Here is a 17,389-nt window from a genome sequence, read left to right as displayed (position 1 = left end):
TTTGGGCCATCTCTCACGCAGAGCGAGGGCATGAGACACAAAGTAAAACACGTCCACTTCGTTGGGATTGGCGGCTCGGGCATGAGCGGGATCGCTGAAGTGCTGTTCAATCTCGGCTTTGTGGTGAGCGGCTCGGACCTTTCCGAAAATGCCGTGACGCAACGGCTGAAAAGCCTGGGCGCGACGGTTTACAAGGGGCACGATGCGGCGCATATCGAGCGCGCCGACGCGGTGGTGTTTTCCACCGCGGTGAAAGCTGACAATCCGGAGGTGACGGCAGCGAGGAATCGCAAGATCCCGGTGGTGCCGCGCGCCCTGATGCTGGCCGAGCTGATGCGCCTGCGTCAAGGCATTGCAGTAGCCGGCACGCACGGCAAGACCACGACGACCAGCCTGATTGCGAGCGTGCTGGCGGAAGCAGGAATGGATCCGACTTTTGTGATTGGCGGCAGGCTCGAAGCCGCCGGCTCGCACGCCAAACTCGGCGGCGGCGAGTTCATCGTGGTGGAAGCGGACGAATCCGACGCTTCGTTTCTTTACCTGCAGCCGGTGCTGGCGGTGGTGACCAACATCGATGCCGACCACATGGAAACCTACGCGCATGATTTCCGGAAGCTCATCCAGGCCTTTGTTGATTTTCTCCAGCATTTGCCGTTTTACGGCACCGCGGTGTTGTGCAGCGACGACGCGCGGGTGCGCGAAATCATCCCGCGCCTGACCAAGCCGGTCACTACCTATGGCTTGTCGCAAAGCGCGCAAATCCGCGCGGTGGACGTCAAGCACCACGGCGGACAGATGCAGTTCCGGGTGGTGCGCGCCAGCGGCAAGGATCTGCAGATCACGCTTAACATGCCGGGCGTGCACAACGTGCAAAACGCCCTGGCGGCGATTGCCGTCGGCAGCGAACTGGGCGTGGCCGATTCGGCGATGGTCAAGGCGCTTGCGAAGTTCAAGGGCGTGGGGCGGCGTTTCCAGCGGTACGGTGAAGTTCCACTGCCGCGTGGCGGCAGCTTCACCCTGATCGACGATTACGGTCATCATCCGGCGGAAATGGCGGCAACACTGGCGGCGGTGCGCGGCGCATTCCCGGGAAAGCGCGTGGTGCTGGCGTTCCAGCCGCATCGCTACAGCCGCACGCGCGATCTGTTTGAAGACTTCGTGAAAGTGCTTTCCGCCGTGAATGTGCTGCTGCTGTGCGAAGTCTATCCGGCGGGCGAGGCGGCGATTCCCGCGGCCGACGGCAGGACGCTGGCGCGCGCCATACGCGTGCACGGAAAAGTCGAGCCGATTTTCGTGGAAAACATCGCCGAGCTGCCGCAGGCGATATTCAACGCGGCGCAAGCCGGCGATGTGGTGGTGACCATGGGCGCGGGCTCGATTGGCGGCGTGCCGGGCGTGCTGGCAAGACCAACCGTGAGTGGCAGTGCATGAACATGGCGGAAACGAACCATCTGGCGGGTTTGCGCGGTGAGCTACGGTTCAACGAACCGATGGCGGAGCACGTAAGCTGGCGCGCCGGCGGCAGGGCCGCGCGCGCCTACATCCCCGCGGATCTTGCCGATCTCGTCGCGTTTTTCGAGACCTGCGGCAAGAACGAACCGGTTTACATGGTGGGACTGGGCAGCAATCTTCTGGTGCGCGACGGCGGCGTGTGCGGCACGGTGGTGTTGCTGCATTCGGCGCTCAAGCAATTGCGCCTCGAATCCCGGGAAGCGGGCTGCGCAATGATTTATGCCGAAGCCGGCGTGGCCTGCCCCAAGGTGGCGCGCTTTGCCGCGACGCATGACCTGCAGGGCGCGGAGTTTCTCGCCGGCATTCCCGGCACCGTCGGCGGCGCACTGGCGATGAACGCCGGTTGCTATGGGTCGGAAACCTGGGAAATCGTGGCGCAGGTGCTGACACTGCGCCGCGACGGAACCTTGAGTATGCGCACTCCGGCGGACTACCGCATCAGCTACCGCAGCGTGGCGCCGCATTCGGAATTGGAAGAGTGGTTTGCTGCCGCCTGGTTTCGGTTGCCGCAAGGCGACAGCCACGTGGCGAAAGAAAAAATCCGCGATTTATTGAAACGCCGCAGCGCTAGCCAGCCGCTAGAGCTCCCCAACGCCGGCTCGGTGTTTCGCAACCCGCAAGGCGTGTACGCGGCGCGGCTCATCGAGCAATGCGGCTTGAAAGAGTTGCGCTTCGGCGGCGCGGAAGTATCGGCCAAGCACGCCAATTTCATCGTCAACACCGGCGGCGCGACCGCGGCCGACATCGAGGCGCTGATTCAAAAAATTCAGCTTACGGTGGCACAGGAGTGCGGCATTAAGCTGGAAACCGAAGTGCGGATTATTGGTGAGGCGTGAGGAGTAAGGAGTGAAGGGTGAGGGGTTTGGAAAAGTGGCAGTACTAATGGGCGGCTCCTCCGCTGAGCGGGAAATTTCGTTCAAAAGCGGCACAGCTGTACTTAACGCGCTCCGCAAGCGCCGGGTCAACGCACACGCTTTCGATCCAAGCGCACGGCGATTGGAGGATTTACGAAGCGGAGGATTCGAGCGCGTGTTCATCGCGCTGCACGGCAGGCAGGGCGAAGACGGCACGGTGCAGGGCGCGCTGCAGCTCATGGACATCCCGTACACCGGGAGCGGCGTGCTGGGGAGTGCGCTGGCGATGGACAAATGGCGCACCAAACTGGTTTGGCGCGCTGCCGGAGTCGGCACGCCGCGCTACGAATTGCTGGATGAAAAAAGTGATTTCAGGAAAATCGCGAAAAAACTGGGTTTGCCCATCATGGTGAAGCCCGTGTGCGAAGGCTCGAGCATCGGCATGAGCAAGGTGATGAAAGCGGAGAAATTGTGCGCCGCCTGGCGCCTGGCGGCGAAGTATGACCCGGTGGTCATCGCCGAGCAATTTATCAAGGGCGTGGAATTGACCGTTTCGATTCTCGACGATGAAGCGCTGCCGCTGATTCGTCTTGAGACGCCGCGCACTTTTTACGACTATCAGGCGAAATATTTTGCCCGCACCACGCGCTATATTCTCCCGTGCGGCCTTTCCGCGCCGCAGGAAAAAAAAATTCAGCAAAAAGCGCTGCACGCGTTCCGCATTCTGGGTTGCAGCGGCTGGGGCCGGGTGGACTTGATGCTCGACAAGAGAGGACGGCCGTATTTTCTCGAAGCCAATACCGTGCCGGGGATGACCGACCACAGCCTGGTGCCGATGGCAGCGCGCGGCGCCGGTTTGAGTTTCGAGGACCTGGTGTTGCGCATTCTGGAGCAGGCGCATGTGGAATAAACCATACGCGATGCTCTGGCTCGCCAATTTGCTGTACACGCTGGCGGGACTGCTCGCGCTTTATTGCGCGCTTTATTTCGCGCTTCGGCTGCCGTGGTTTGAGCTTAAGACCGTGCAGGTAAAAGGCGGACTCACGCATGTCACGCAGGAGCAGTTGTTTGCGGCGGTGCGCAGCCTCAAGGGGAATTTTTTCACCGTCAATTTGGACGAAGCGCGCAGCCGCTTCGAGAAATTGCCGTGGGTGAGAGGCGTGAGCCTGCGCCGGCAATGGCCGGACCGGCTGGAGGTCGCGTTTGTGGAGCAGGTGCCGGTAGCGCGCTGGGGCAACGGCGGGCTGGTGAACACCTACGGTGAAGTGTATGCGGCTGAAGCCGATGCGGGTTTGCCGCTTTTTTCCGGACCTGCCGGCACCAGCCAGGACCTCGCCAAAGCTTACGCCGCCTTCAAGCAGATGCTGGAGCCGATCCAGCGCGCACCGGTGCAGGTGCGCATGACGGCGCGCCGCGCGTGGCAAATCCAGCTGGATGACGGCTCGACTCTGGTGCTGGGAAGGGAACGGATGGACGCGCGCTTGAAGCGCTTCGTCGCGGCGTATGACCGCACTTTGGGCGGGCTGCAATGGCAGCCGGATTATGTTGATCTGCGCTATGACAGCGGTTTTGCGTTGCGCGTGCCTGAAGCGGTTAGAGAGCAGAACGAGTCCGCCAAACGGGAAAAACACAAGGCAGCCTGAGAGGATTTACAGAAGATGGTAATGGGCAGGGGCAAGGAAAACAAGGAGCTGATCGTCGGCCTGGATATCGGGACGTCGAAAATTGCCGCCATCGTCGCCGAAATGCGCCCGGAAGGAGGGCTGGAAATCATCGGCATGGGGAGCCACCTCTCGCGCGGGCTGAAGAAAGGCGTGGTGGTCAACATCGAGTCCACGGTAAACGCCATCCAGCGCGCACTCGAGGAAGCGGAGCTGATGGCCGATTGCAAGATCCGCGAGGTGTACACAGGAATTGCCGGCAGCCACATCAAGAGTTTCAACTCGCACGGCATGGTCGGCATCAAGGACAGGGAAGTGTCGCAGATGGACGTGGATCGAGTGATCGAGACGGCGAAGGCGGTGAACATCCCCACCGACCAGCAGATCCTGCACATCCTCAACCAGGAATTCATCATCGACGGGCAGGAGGACGTGCGCGAGCCCTTGGGCATGAGCGGGGTGCGCCTGGAGGTGAAAGTGCATATCGTCACCGGCGCAGTCTCGGCGGCGCAGAACATCCTGAAGTGCGTGCGGCGCTGCGGGCTTTCGGTGCGCGATCTGATCCTGCAGCCGCTGGCTTCCGCGATTGCGGTGCTTTCCGAAGACGAAAAGGATTTGGGCGTGTGCCTGGCGGACATCGGCGGTGGCACTGCCGACATCGCGGTATTCCATCACGGGGCGATTCGCCACACTGCGGTGATTCCGATTGCCGGCGATCAAATCACCAACGACATCGCGGTGGCGTTGAGAACGCCGACCAAGGATGCGGAAGACATCAAGCGCCGTTACGGCTGCGCGTTGCGACAGCTCGCCGATCCGCAGCAAATGGTGGAAGTGCCGGGAGTGGGCGAACGCGGTCCGCGGCAGCTTTCAAGACAGACACTCGCCGAAGTGATCGAGCCGCGGGTGGAGGAGCTGTATTCGCTGGTGCAGGCGGAACTGCGCCGCAGCGGCTTCGAGGAGCTGCTTTCTTCCGGCATCGTGATTACCGGCGGCAGCAGCGCCATGCAGGGCATGGTGGAGCTGGGCGAGGAAGTGTTCCACATGCCGGTGCGTCTGGGCTTGCCGCATTACCTCGGGGGCCTGGTGGAAGTGGTGCGTCATCCGCGCTTCGCCACTGGCGTCGGCCTTCTGCTGCTCGGCATGCAGCAGCAGCAGCGGCAGGAGCTGGTGAAGCTGCAAAGCGGCTCGCTCAAGCAGGTTTTCGAGCGCATGAAGCGTTGGTTTCAGGGAAATTTCTGACGGATTTTGATTGGGTAAATCAGGGGAAAAATGCAGGAACAGATGAAATTTGGGATTAACCGATGGCGGTTTTACGGAAACAGCATCTACTTAGATAAAGGAGGTCAACATGTTTGAAATCGTGGATAGCGAAGCGAAGGAAGCGCAAATCAAGGTAGTCGGTGTGGGCGGCTGCGGCGGCAACGCGGTGGACCATATGATCTACCGTGGCGTGAAAGGCGTGGAGTTTATCAGCGCCAACACCGACGTGCAGGCGTTGCGGCGCAACCAGGCGAAAATCCAGTTACAACTGGGGAACTCGATTACCAAGGGCCTGGGCGCGGGGGCGAATCCTGACATCGGGCGCGAAGCGGCACTTGAAGACCGCGAGCGCATCACCGAACTGATTCAGGGGGCCGACATGCTGTTTCTCACCGCCGGGATGGGCGGCGGTACCGGCACCGGCGCCGCCCCGGTGATGGCGGAAATCGCCAGGGACCTCGGCATCCTCACCGTGGCGGTAGTGACCAAGCCGTTCGCCTTCGAAGGCAAGCGCATGGGCATCGCACAGCAGGGCATCGAGGCGCTCTCGCAGTTCGTGGATTCGCTGATCGTGGTGCCGAACGACAAGCTGATGCAGGTGCTGGGCAACGGGGTCACGCTGGATGCGGCGTTCCAGGCGGCAAATGACGTGCTGCACGGCGCGGTGGCGGGGATCGCCGAAATCATCAGCTGCCCGGGCATGATCAACGTCGATTTCGCCGACGTGCGGACGGTGATGTCGGAAATGGGCATGGCTATGATGGGCTCGGCCAAAGCCGCCGGCGCCGACCGCGCCAAGCTCGCCGCGGAACAGGCGGTGGCCTGCCCGCTTTTGGAAGACATCAACATCTTGGATGCGCGCGGCGTGCTGATCAACATTTCCGCCAGTCGGGACAGCTTCCAGTTGCAGGAGATGTACGACGTGATGGACACCATCAAGACCTTTGCCGCGGAAAGCGCGACGGTGATTGTCGGCGCAGTTTACGATGAAGAGCTGAAGGACAGCCTGCGCGTCACCATCGTCGCCACCGGCCTGAACGGACCGGTCAACCGCAAGCAGGAAAAGCCGTTGAGCGTGGTGAAGACCGGGACCCACAATGCGCCGGTGGAAATGGTGAATTACGCCGAACTCGAAACGCCGGCGGTGGTGAGAAGGCGCAACCGTGACGCCACCATCGAGGCGATGCGCCAGTCCGGCGTGGAGATGCTCGATATCCCGGCGTTTCTGCGCAAACAGGCGGATTGAGCCGGCTTAAACGGCGCAAACCAGGGGGCGGGGGTAGCTTGTCACAATCGGTATGTGATAGAATTAACCCTTCCGCTTCAAGATGATAACTTACTAGAACGCACTACTCATAAATTATGATTAAGCAGCGCACGCTGAAAAATATTATTCGTGCGACCGGTGTCGGCCTGCACACCGGCGAAAAAGTCTATCTCACTTTGCGTCCCGCCGCGCCCAACACCGGTATCGTGTTCCGCCGCATCGATCTCAAGCAACCGGTGGAAATCAAGGCCAACCCGCATTCGATCGGTGACACCCGGCTTTCTTCGTGCCTGGAAAAAAACGGTGTCAGGGTGGCCACGGTTGAACACTTGATGTCGGCGTTCGCCGGCTTGGGGATCGACAATGCTTATGTAGACCTCACCGCGCCGGAAGTGCCGATCATGGACGGCTCGGCCTCGCCTTTCGTGTTCCTGCTGCAATCGGCCGGCATCGAGGAGCAGCGCGTGCCGAAAGAATTCATCCGCATCAAGAAGATGGTCGAGGTGGTGGACGGCGACAAATGGGTGCGCTTTGAACCGTACAACGGCTTCCGCGTCAACTTCAGCATCGACTTCGATCATCCGGTGTTTGAACCGTCCGGCCAGTCGGTGACGGTGGACTTTGCCAACACGTCCTATATAAAAGAAGTCAGCCGCGCCCGCACCTTCGGCTTCATGCAGGAAGTCGAAACCCTGCGCTCGATGGGTCTGGCTTTGGGTGGCAGCCTCGACAATGCCATCGTCATGGACGAATACCGCGTGCTCAACAGCGACGGTCTGCGCTACGAGGACGAGTTCGTCAAGCACAAGGTGCTGGACGCGATTGGCGACCTGTACCTGCTGGGGCATCCGCTGATTGGCGCGTTCACCGGCCACAAGTCCGGCCACACCCAGAACAACGCACTGCTGCGCGCGCTGCTCGCCGACGCCCAGGCTTGGGAGTTCGTGAGCTTCGAAAGCAGCGAGGAAGCGCCAGCGTTCCTCAGGCTGCAAACGCAGTTTGCCTGAGGCTTCATTCTCCTGCGTTGAGTTCTCGCGGGATGCAGTTCAAGTCCGGCCGCTTCCGGGCGTTTCCCGTCTCTTCGAGGCGCCGCCATGCCGGTAGTCGTGCTGAGATTGGTCGCCTATATAGCGCTGATCGCGATAGGGCTGGCACTGGCACTGTGGCTGTTCACCCGAAACCGCCGCTACCTCAATTTCGCCTGGCAGTTATTCAGGTTTTTCGTGGTTTTGGCCGCCCTGGTCTTGGGACTCTTTGTCCTGGAACGGCTGATCATCATCATCTGAGGGCCGCGCCGCCATTTTTTCCAGCGCGGTCCGCAGGGGGGTGACGGGAAGATTTGCCGCGAGCTCGCGCAAATACCCGCTGGCTTTGCGGCTTAACCTGATGTTTTTATGCGGCACTGCGGCACGACCCGGGGGTTGCACTGCAACCCGAATTGCAGTAATCTCGTATCCCCGCTTCTGGAATGTAACTAACAAGTTAGGCACCAGCTGCCTCAGTTTTGCGGCGACTGCCCCGTTGTCCGCAAGCAGCAGTAGCGACCCGTGCGCAAACCGGCCCACCCGTCCGGAGCGTGCGAGGGGGGGCGGTGCAATCTCGGCAAACACCTTTTGCATTTCGATCAGGCGCGAAGCCTCTTTAACCAGTGACTGCAGCGCAGGGTTAGTGTCGAAATAGAAACCGAGTTTGCGCGCGGGCATGCGAAGCCGGGTAAAGTGAGGGAGACAATGAATATTATTCTAGTTTCCGGAAACCTGGGAAAGTCCAGAACGATAACACTTAGCCATTCCCAGATCGTTTTCATCGCGGTGCTGCTGCTTATCGGCATCGCAGCGTTCGCTATTGCCCTGCATTACCTGACGCTGCGCCACGCGGCGGAAATCAAGAGTCCTTATCTGCAATCGCTGCTGGTTTCGGTACAGGAGCAGGAACTGCGCAAGCAGCAGGCCTATCTGCGCGAAAATCTCAACGCCATGGCGGTGAAGCTGGGACAGATGCAGGCGCAATTGCTGCGGCTCGACGCGCTCGGCGACCGCCTCGCCAAGCAGGCGGGTTTCAAGCCGCAGGAATTCATGTTTGACCAGCTGCCCGGCCGCGGCGGTGCGGTCTCCGGCACTCCGCAACGCGATCTCACGCTGAACGAGTTCAACCAGCAAATGGAACGCCTGTCCAAGGAGCTCAACGACCGTACCGACAAGCTAGGCATTCTGGAAACCGCGCTGATGCAAGACCGCCTGAAGCAAAAACTGGTGCCTTCGGTGCCGCCGGTAAATACCGGCTGGTTCTCCTCGAATTTCGGCTGGCGGATTGACCCCTTCACCGGCAGCAACGCCTTCCACGAAGGCGTCGATTTCATGTCCGAAGGCGGCTCCACGGTGGTAGCCGCCGGCGGCGGCGTGGTGGTGTATTCGGCGGACAACCACACCGAGTATGGTAATATGATCGAGGTTGACCACGGCAACGGTCTGGTGACGCGCTACGCCCATCTGTCCAAGCGCCTGGTCAAGGTTGGCGACGTGGTGCTGCGCGAGGGCAAGATTGGTGAAGTGGGAAACACCGGCCGCTCGACCGGCCCGCATCTCCATTTTGAAGTGCGCTTCAAGGGCGCCCCGCAAAATCCGGTGCGGTTTCTGCATAAGCCCGGCTGACGACAGACTGCGAAGCGTAAGGGGTGAGGGGCGAGGCAAAACTCCTCGCCCCTTACGTTTTCTAACGTCGCAATAATTACCAGTTTCGTGACCTCATGCTTGCCAGCCTGCTGAAAAAAATCTTCGGCAGCCGCAACGAACGGCTGCTCAAGCAATACACGCACATAGTGCGGGCGATCAACGTGCTGGAACCCGCCATCGAAAAACTTTCCGACGCCGGGCTGCGCGCCAAGACCGACGAGTTCAAGGGACGCATCCGCGAGCGGCTCGCGACTATTCCCGACCATGCCGACGGCAACCTCGAGCGGGCGCAGGCGCTGGAGGAAGAGCGCAGCCGCGCGCGCAAGACGATTGTCGAGGAACTGCTGCCCGAAGCGTTCGCCGTGGTCAGGGAAGCGAGCAAACGCACCCTGCAAATGCGCCATTTCGATGTGCAGTTGATCGGCGGTATGGTCTTGCATTATGGAAAGATCGCGGAAATGCGCACCGGAGAGGGCAAGACTTTGGTGGCCACGCTGCCGGCGTATCTCAACGCGCTCACCGGCCGGGGTGTGCATGTGGTGACGGTCAACGATTACCTGGCCAGCCGCGACGCCGAATGGATGGGCAAAATCTACAATTTCCTCGGCCTTACGGTGGGGGTCATTGTTTCGCAGCAGGCGGATGCCGCCAAACGGGCCGCCTATGCCGCCGACATCACCTACGGCACCAATAACGAATTTGGCTTTGACTATCTGCGCGACAACATGAAGTACGCCGTCGAGGAACGCGCACAGCACGGCCTGCACTACGCCATCGTTGACGAGGTGGATTCGATACTGATTGACGAAGCGCGCACCCCGCTCATCATTTCCGGCCAGGCCGATGACACTACCGATTTGTATCACCACATCAACGATCTGGTGCCGAAGCTGACCCGCCAGCAGCAGGAAAACGGGCCGGGCGATTACAGCGTGGATGAAAAAACCAACCAGGTGCTGCTCACCGAAACCGGGCACGAGCGCGCCGAACAATTGTTAAGCCAGGCCGGGCTCCTGCCACCGAACGGCAGTCTTTATGACTCCGCGCACATCAATCTGGTGCATCATTTGTATGCCGCGTTGAAAGCCCATGCGCTGTTTCACCGCGACCAGCACTACGTGGTGCAAAACGGCGAAGTTGTTATTGTCGACGAGTTCACCGGCCGATTGATGGCGGGGCGGCGCTGGTCGGACGGCCTGCACCAGGCGGTGGAAGCGAAGGAGGCAGTGAAGATCCAGCGCGAGAACCAGACGCTCGCTTCCATCACTTTCCAGAATTATTTCCGCATGTATAGGAAGCTCGCCGGCATGACCGGCACGGCGGATACCGAGGCTTACGAATTCCAGCAAATCTACGGCCTGGAAACGGTAGTGATTCCCACCCACCAACCGATGATCCGTGAAGAACGTCAGGACCAGGTGTACCGCACCACCAAGGAAAAATACGTGGCGGTCATCAACGACATCCGCGATTGCTGCGAGCGCGGGCAGCCGGTACTGGTCGGCACCACCTCGATTGAAAACTCGGAACTGCTTTCTGGTTTGCTGAACCGGGAAAAACTGCCGCACCAGGTGCTGAATGCCAAGCAGCATGCGCGCGAGGCGGAAATCGTGGTGCAGGCCGGACGGCCGAAATGGATTACAATCGCCACCAATATGGCGGGGCGCGGCACTGACATCGTACTCGGTGGCAACCCCGAGCCGGAAATCAATAAAATCCGCAACGACGCAAGCCTCGACGACGCGTCTAAGGCAGCGCGCATTGCGGAAATCCGCACGCAGTGGCAGAAGCTGCACCAACAGGTGGTGGCGGCCGGGGGGCTGCACATCATCGGCACCGAGCGCCATGAATCGCGGCGGGTGGACAACCAGTTGCGCGGCCGCTCCGGTCGCCAGGGCGACCCGGGCTCCAGCCGCTTTTATCTCGCGCTGGAAGATCCGCTGCTCAGGATTTTCGCCTCCGACCGGGTTTCCGCCATCATGCAGAGGCTCAACATGCCCGAAGGCGAGGCGATCGAGCATCCGTGGGTCACGCGCGCCATTGAAAACGCGCAGCGCAAGGTGGAAGCGCGCAACTTCGACATCCGCAAGCAGCTGCTCGAATATGACGACGTCGCCAATGACCAACGGCGGGTGATTTACCAGCAGCGCAACGAACTGCTGGAAAGCACCGATATTTCCGACACCATCCGCGCCATGCGCGGAGACGTAGTGAACGATCTAATCAGCCTGCACATCGCGCCGGAAAGCGTGGAAGAGCAATGGGACGTTCCTGGGCTGGGGAAAACCCTGGCTGCGGAATTGCAGCTCGACCTGCCGCTGCAGCTCTGGCTCAAGCAGGATCCCGAGTTGCACGAGGAAACATTGCGCAGCCGCATCATCGAAGCGGCGCATGCGCAATACCAGGGCAAGCTGGAGCAGGTCGGGGCCGAAGTGATGCACCAGTACGAGCGCGCGGTGATGCTGCAAAGCCTGGACTCCGACTGGCGCGAACATCTGGCGGCGCTCGATCATCTGCGCCAGGGCATACACCTGCGCGGCTATGCGGCGAAGAACCCCAAGCAGGAATACAAGCGCGAGGCGTTCGAGCTTTTTGCCGGCATGCTTGAATTGATCAAGGCTGAAGTCACGAAAATCATCATGACGGTGCAGATCAGGAGCCGGGAAGAAGTGGAGGCGGTGGAACCGCCGCCGCAGCCGGAAAATGTGCAATACCATCATGCCGATTATGACGAGGCACTGGCGCAGGCCGGCGACGCCGAGCAAAAGCCATTTGTGCGTCAGGGACAGAAAATCGGGCGCAACGATCCCTGCCCGTGCGGTTCGGGCAGGAAGTACAAGCACTGCCACGGCAAGTTGAGTTGATTCCGCGCTACCCGATGTAATCGCAAAGCGCCGGCAAGGAGGTGGAAAATGCAGACTCGGAATTTACACCTGTACCAGTTCATGAACGATTGGGGGCTGTTCCGTCGCAGTTATCTGCTCAAGTTCATGCTGGTCGCGTTTCTCGGCACCCATGTGCCGCTCATCGTTCTGGTGCTGTATATCGCGCTGTCGCAGTCCTACAGCCTGATGGGCGCGCTGCCGATCGTGATTGCGACCCTGCTCGCTACCCTCATCGGCGCCGCCATCACGCTGTCGTTTCTAGGCAGTCTGCTGCTGCCGGTGCGCCAGACTTCGGAAAGCCTCAAACAATATCTGGCCGAACGCAACCTGCCGAGTCTTCCCACAGTTTACGATGACGAGGCGGGGCAGCTGATGGCCGATGCGCAGTATGTCGTGACGCGTCTCGATAATGCGTTGCGCGAGCTCGAGAATATTTCGCTTACCGATCATCTGACCGGCGTCTACAATCGCCGCGCCGGCGAGCAGCGCCTCAATGAGGAAATCGCGCGAGCGGAACGCGAAAACAAGCATTTCCTGCTGGCCTTCATCGATATCAATTCGTTGAAGAAGATCAACGATCAATACGGCCATGATGCGGGCGACGCCTGCGTCATCCATGTCGCCACGCTGCTGGCCGAAAACGTCCGCCGCGGTGACTGGTGCGCGCGCTGGGCCGGAGATGAATTCATCCTGGCGGTGTATCACCCCGATATCAGTACCGAGCTGGTGTTCAACCGCGTGCTGGCGGAGCTTCAAGCCAAACCTTGCCCGGTGCGTCATGACGTCACGCTCAATCTCAGCGTGAGCATCGGGGTGGCGGTGTACCAGCGCGGCATTGCGGTTGAAACCTTGGTCCAGCAGGCTGACCAGGCGATGTACCAGGCCAAGCAATTAGGCCAGGACCAGTCGCATGTGGCCTTTTATGGCAAGTAAGGCTTGAAAATTGCGTAGGGTTTGAAAATTTCAAAAGGCAGTATAAGGAAAAATAGATGCCGGTGAATTTGCATCCACCCCAACCTGAACAAGTGCTGCCGGTAAAAGGCGTTGCCCTCGGCGTGGCGGAGGCGGCAATCAAAAAACCCGGGTGCAAGGATTTGCTGGTGATGGCGTTTGAGCCGGGCGCAAAAGTCGCCGGGGTGTTTACCCAAAATCGTTTTTGCGCGGCCCCGGTGCTGCTGGCAAAAGAACACTTGAGTTCCGGTCTGCCGGTTAAGGCGCTGGTGGTGAACACCGGCAACGCCAATGCCGGCACCGGTAAAGACGGAATTAAACACGCGCGCCGGATCTGTGCAGAGCTGGCCAAATCTCGGGGTTGCGAGACGGAGCAAATCCTGCCGTTTTCCACCGGCGTCATCATGGAGCCTTTGCCGGTGGAGCGCATTGTGGCCGCCCTGCCGCAATGCCTTGCCGGTTTGCGCGCAGACAATTGGCTGGCGGCGGCGCAGGCCATCATGACCACCGACACCGTGCCCAAGGCAAGATCAAAACAAATCAGCATCAAGGGCACGACGGTGACGATCACCGGCATCGCCAAGGGGGCGGGCATGATACGCCCCAACTTGGCCACCATGCTCGCTTTCATCGCCAGCGACGCGAGGGTAAGCCAGGCGGCGCTGCAAACCGTGGTGAACCATGCCGCGGCGCATTCGTTTAATTGCATTACAGTGGATGGCGATACTTCCACCAACGATGCGTTCATGCTGATCGCTTCCGGCCAGGCGCCGATGCCAGAAATTGCGGATGCGACAGGCCGCGAATTCATCGCCTATCGCGATGCGGTCACCGGAGTGGCGCAGTGGCTGGCGCAGTCCATTGTGCGCGACGGCGAGGGCGCCACCAAATTCATCACCGTCCGGGTGGAGCAGGGAAAAGACGCGGCGGAATGCGCTAGGGTGGCATATGCCATCGCGCATTCGCCGCTGGTGAAGACCGCTTTTTTCGCCGCGGATCCAAACCTGGGCCGGATCCTCGCGGCGATCGGTTATGCCGGCATCGCCGACCTGGATGTGGACAAGGTGAGCCTGTATCTGGATGAAGTTCTGGTGGCGGAAAACGGCGGACGCGCGGCGAGCTACAATGAAGCAGCGGGACGGAAAGCGATGAGCAGGCCGGAGATCGCCCTGCGGGTAAAGCTTGGCCGCGGACAGGCGGATTATACGGTGTGGACCTGCGATCTGTCTCACGATTATGTGACCATCAACGCTGAATATCGTACTTAGGCGGGCGCAATAATGAAAAACCGCTCACGGCAGACCCCGATGAACGAACTGCACGACATGCTGCGGCGGGTCGGAGATTTACTGGGCAGGCTGGAACTGGTGCTTCCGGCGGCGCCACGGCCGCCGGACTGGCAGGCTTCGATCGCGTTCCGCTGGCGCAAGCGCTACGGCAGGGGATTCCTGGAGCCGGTTTCTCACCCGCACCGCATCCGGCTCTCGGATTTGCTCGGCATCGAGCAGCAAAAGCGGCTCATCGATCAAAATACCCGCCAGTTCATTCAAGGCTTCCCCGCCAACAACGTCCTGCTCACCGGCGCGCGCGGCACGGGGAAATCCTCGCTGGTGAAGGCGGTACTCAACAAATATGCAGGCAAGGGCCTGCGCTTGATCGAGGTCGAAAAACACGCCCTCATCGATTTGCCTGACATCGTCGAGCCGGTGTACCGGCGGCCCGAGCGCTTCATCCTGTTTTGCGACGATCTGTCGTTCGAAGCGGATGAACCCGGCTACAAGGCGCTGAAAGCGGCGCTGGAGGGATCGATCACCGCGGCTTCGGAGAACATGCTGGTTTACGCCACGTCCAACCGCCGCCACCTGATGCCGGAATACATGGAGGAAAACCTGGCGACCCGCCATGTCGGGGAAGAAGTGCATCCGGCGGAAGCGGTGGAGGAGAAAATCTCCTTTTCCGAGCGCTTCGGCCTGTGGCTTTCGTTCTATCCCTTCAGCCAGGATGATTATCTCGGCATCGTGGACCATTGGCTTGGTTTTCTCGGTGTGCGTCGCGCCGATACCGATGGAGTGCGGCAGGCCGCCGTGCAGTGGGCGCTCACGCGCGGCTCGCGCTCGGGCCGCGCGGCGTGGCAATTCGCCCGCGACTGGGCGGGACGGCACGCCCTCAAAGGCAAATGAAGCCAGCTGCAGGAAGAAGCAATGCACCGGCATATCCTCGCCAGCTGGTCAAAGTGGCTGCGGCGGTGATTCTGCGTCCGGACGGCCAGTTCCTGCTGGCGCAGCGCCCGGCAGGCAAACCTTATCCCGGTTACTGGGAATTTCCCGGCGGCAAGATGGAAGCGCAGGAAAGCAGCGAGCAGGCGCTCGAGCGCGAGCTAAAGGAAGAGCTGGGCATCCACATCGAGGAAATTTATCCGTGGATCACGCGCATCTACCATTACAGGCACGCCAGCGTGGAGCTGCATTTTCATCGGGTCGTGCGCTGGACGGGACCACTCCACGGCAGGGAAAGTCAGCAGCTCGCCTGGCAAAGCGTGAAGGCCGTCAGGGTCGCGCCGCTGTTGCCGGCGAACGGCGCGGTGCTCCGGGCGCTGGCTCTTCCCGAACATTATGCCATCAGCAATGTGGCGGAACTGGGCCGGGAGAAATTCATGCGCCGCCTCGAGCAGTTCTTGCAAGGAGGCTTGCGCATGGTTCAGGTGAGAGAAAAAAACCTGCCGCATGCCGAACTAAAGGAACTGGCTGCGGAAGTGATTGCGCTGGCGCACCGCCATCAAGCGCTGGTGCTGCTTAACAGCGAGTTCCCGCTGGCGCAGGAACTGGCCGCCGACGGCGTGCATCTCACCTCGGCACGGCTGATGCGGCTGGACCAGCGGCCGCTGCTGCCCTGGTGCGGCGCGTCCTGCCACAACCGCGAAGAATTGCAGCGCGCGGCCGAAATGGGGGTTGATTTCGTGGTGCTGGGTCCGGTATTGCCCACGCCCGGCCACAAGAGCCCGCCCGCGATGGGCTGGGATGAGTTTGGCAAGCTGGTTGCCGGCTTCAGCCTACCGGTGTACGCGTTGGGCGGAATGCGCTCACCCCACTTGCGCACTGCGTGGCAGCATGGCGCGCACGGCATCGCCATGCTGCGCGGCGCGTGGGCCTAGTCATTTTCCTTGAGATCGGTGCCGGAAGGGCTGCTTTCTTCCACGGGAACGCGATAGCTTTCAGAAGCCCACTGCCCGAGGTCAATCAGTTTGCAGCGTTCCGAACAAAACGGACGGAAGGGGTTGGCGGTGTTCCACGCCACGCTTTTCCCGCATTGCGGGCAAGGCACCAGGCGCGGTTTGGTGGACATTACAGATTGCAGAAGGTGAGTTCGAACTCGACATCCGTTTCACTCGCGCGCGGGCGCTGTATGCCTTCCTGGGTGGTGAAGCGGATGTTGAGCGCATAGCGGTTGGCGGAAATTTCCGGAATGCACGGCAGGCTGTCGTGCACGCGGATGCGCAGCATTTGCGCGAGCTTGCCGGTGAGGATTTGCTGGAACGTGCCCTGATAGGCGATGTGGGTGCTGGATTTGCCGTTCTCGCGCAGAATCTTCAGCAGAATCGCCAGAGCGTCACGGATCGGGGAAAAAGGCGCAAGCCACTGCTCAAGATGCTGCCGGCGCACCGCCGCGTCCTGGTGCAGCCAGTAATGATAGGACGGCAAATCGAACTCGCAGGCGCCGCCGGGAATGATGGTGCGCTGCTTGATGCTCATCAGCCATTCGTTGTCGCGCAAATCCTGGCCAATCTTGCCCGTCATCTCGCGCAACTGTTTTATCGCCCGGTCGATGTCGCGCAATACCGCAACCAGCGCCTGCTCTGAAATCGCCGGATTGCCGCGCAGCGCTTCCAGATTCTGACGCTGCCGTTCCAGTTCCTGCAGCATGTCGGATTTGAGATCGGCGCGGCTTGCCACTTCTAGCATTTCGAACAGGAACAGCAGCGAGGCGTGGTTTTCCATCGCTTCGGGCCGGGTTGCGAAATGCTCGACCTTGCGATACAAATCCTCCAGCCGCAGCAGGGTCCGGATACGCTCGCTGAGTGGATATTCGTAGTTAATCACGGTGCGCAAACCAAGTGGGGAAGTTTAATTTTGACCGATTGAGGTAAATTTGACAAACCACGACCTTTAACAGGGTGTTGAAGAACTCCACGGGGCCGCGGCGTCGGCTTTCCGGGATGGGATGCGCGAAGCGAGCCGCGTCGAATAGCCGTTGCCTATTCGCAAGGCGAGCGACAAAGCAGACCGCCCGGAAAGCCACGCCCCATCCGGGTTTGCACGAAAAATGC

At 60.5% G+C, this 17,389-nt stretch carries 16 protein-coding genes; 14 read left to right on the top strand and 2 right to left on the bottom strand.

Annotation, left to right across the window (positions count from 1 at the left end; all coding sequences use genetic code 11):
• Positions 1-30 precede the first annotated feature (30 nt).
• The 14 genes from murC (at position 31) to VHE58_03500 (ending at position 16,216) form a co-directional block, all read left to right on the top strand.
• Positions 31-1,431 (top strand): UDP-N-acetylmuramate--L-alanine ligase, encoded by a 1,401-nt coding sequence (gene murC / locus VHE58_03565; GenBank protein HVS26362.1) that lies wholly within the window; start codon positions 31-33, stop codon positions 1,429-1,431.
• A 2-nt stretch (positions 1,432-1,433) separates the two neighbouring features.
• Entirely contained in the window at positions 1,434-2,348 is a 915-nt protein-coding gene (murB, locus tag VHE58_03560; GenBank protein ID HVS26361.1) for a UDP-N-acetylmuramate dehydrogenase, read from the top strand.
• A 10-nt stretch (positions 2,349-2,358) separates the two neighbouring features.
• The gene (locus VHE58_03555) at positions 2,359-3,276 is read left to right on the top strand and encodes a D-alanine--D-alanine ligase (GenBank protein ID HVS26360.1); all 918 of its coding nucleotides are present in this window, start codon (positions 2,359-2,361) and stop codon (positions 3,274-3,276) included.
• Positions 3,266-4,009 carry a cell division protein FtsQ/DivIB gene (locus VHE58_03550; GenBank protein ID HVS26359.1) on the top strand — a complete coding sequence of 248 codons (744 nt, stop codon included), beginning with the start codon at positions 3,266-3,268 and terminating at the stop codon, positions 4,007-4,009. The genes VHE58_03555 and VHE58_03550 overlap by 11 nt, the downstream gene beginning before the upstream one ends.
• A 21-nt stretch (positions 4,010-4,030) precedes the next feature.
• Entirely contained in the window at positions 4,031-5,269 is a 1,239-nt protein-coding gene (gene ftsA, locus VHE58_03545) for a cell division protein FtsA (protein HVS26358.1), read from the top strand.
• Between the two features lie 109 nt (positions 5,270-5,378).
• On the top strand, positions 5,379-6,536 hold the full coding sequence (ftsZ, locus tag VHE58_03540) for a cell division protein FtsZ (GenBank protein HVS26357.1): 1,158 nt from the start codon (positions 5,379-5,381) through the stop codon (positions 6,534-6,536).
• Positions 6,537-6,652: 116 nt separating this feature from the next.
• Positions 6,653-7,564: a UDP-3-O-acyl-N-acetylglucosamine deacetylase gene (gene lpxC / locus VHE58_03535; protein ID HVS26356.1), complete on the top strand. Its 912-nt coding sequence runs from the start codon at positions 6,653-6,655 to the stop codon at positions 7,562-7,564.
• An 87-nt stretch (positions 7,565-7,651) separates the two neighbouring features.
• The gene (locus tag VHE58_03530) at positions 7,652-7,843 is read left to right on the top strand and encodes a hypothetical protein (GenBank protein ID HVS26355.1); all 192 of its coding nucleotides are present in this window, start codon (positions 7,652-7,654) and stop codon (positions 7,841-7,843) included.
• Between the two features lie 444 nt (positions 7,844-8,287).
• Positions 8,288-9,208, top strand: coding sequence for a M23 family metallopeptidase (locus VHE58_03525; protein HVS26354.1), 921 nt, complete (start codon positions 8,288-8,290; stop codon positions 9,206-9,208).
• Between the two features lie 95 nt (positions 9,209-9,303).
• On the top strand, positions 9,304-12,093 hold the full coding sequence (secA, locus tag VHE58_03520; protein ID HVS26353.1) for a preprotein translocase subunit SecA: 2,790 nt from the start codon (positions 9,304-9,306) through the stop codon (positions 12,091-12,093).
• Between the two features lie 48 nt (positions 12,094-12,141).
• A complete protein-coding gene (locus VHE58_03515; GenBank protein ID HVS26352.1) occupies positions 12,142-13,047 on the top strand; it encodes a diguanylate cyclase in 906 nt (301 codons plus the stop codon).
• Positions 13,048-13,103: 56 nt separating this feature from the next.
• Complete coding sequence (gene argJ, locus VHE58_03510) at positions 13,104-14,333, top strand: bifunctional glutamate N-acetyltransferase/amino-acid acetyltransferase ArgJ (protein HVS26351.1); 1,230 nt, start codon at positions 13,104-13,106, stop codon at positions 14,331-14,333.
• A 39-nt stretch (positions 14,334-14,372) separates the two neighbouring features.
• Positions 14,373-15,245, top strand: coding sequence for an ATP-binding protein (locus VHE58_03505; protein ID HVS26350.1), 873 nt, complete (start codon positions 14,373-14,375; stop codon positions 15,243-15,245).
• Positions 15,242-16,216: a Nudix family hydrolase gene (locus tag VHE58_03500; GenBank protein HVS26349.1), complete on the top strand. Its 975-nt coding sequence runs from the start codon at positions 15,242-15,244 to the stop codon at positions 16,214-16,216. The genes VHE58_03505 and VHE58_03500 overlap by 4 nt, the downstream gene beginning before the upstream one ends.
• On the opposite strand, the gene yacG is transcribed toward VHE58_03500, so the two are convergent.
• Together yacG and zapD are read right to left on the bottom strand one after the other, a co-directional pair.
• Positions 16,213-16,407 (bottom strand): DNA gyrase inhibitor YacG, encoded by a 195-nt coding sequence (gene yacG, locus VHE58_03495; GenBank protein ID HVS26348.1) that lies wholly within the window; start codon positions 16,405-16,407, stop codon positions 16,213-16,215. The two genes, VHE58_03500 and yacG, sit on opposite strands and share 4 nt — an antisense overlap.
• The gene (gene zapD / locus VHE58_03490; protein ID HVS26347.1) at positions 16,407-17,162 is read right to left on the bottom strand and encodes a cell division protein ZapD; all 756 of its coding nucleotides are present in this window, start codon (positions 17,160-17,162) and stop codon (positions 16,407-16,409) included. The genes yacG and zapD overlap by 1 nt, the downstream gene beginning before the upstream one ends.
• Positions 17,163-17,389 lie beyond the last annotated feature (227 nt).

Source organism: Burkholderiales bacterium (genome assembly GCA_035543335.1).
GTDB lineage: Bacteria > Pseudomonadota > Gammaproteobacteria > Burkholderiales > JAHFRG01 > JAHFRG01.
This window is presented reverse-complemented; position numbering and strand designations above follow the sequence as displayed.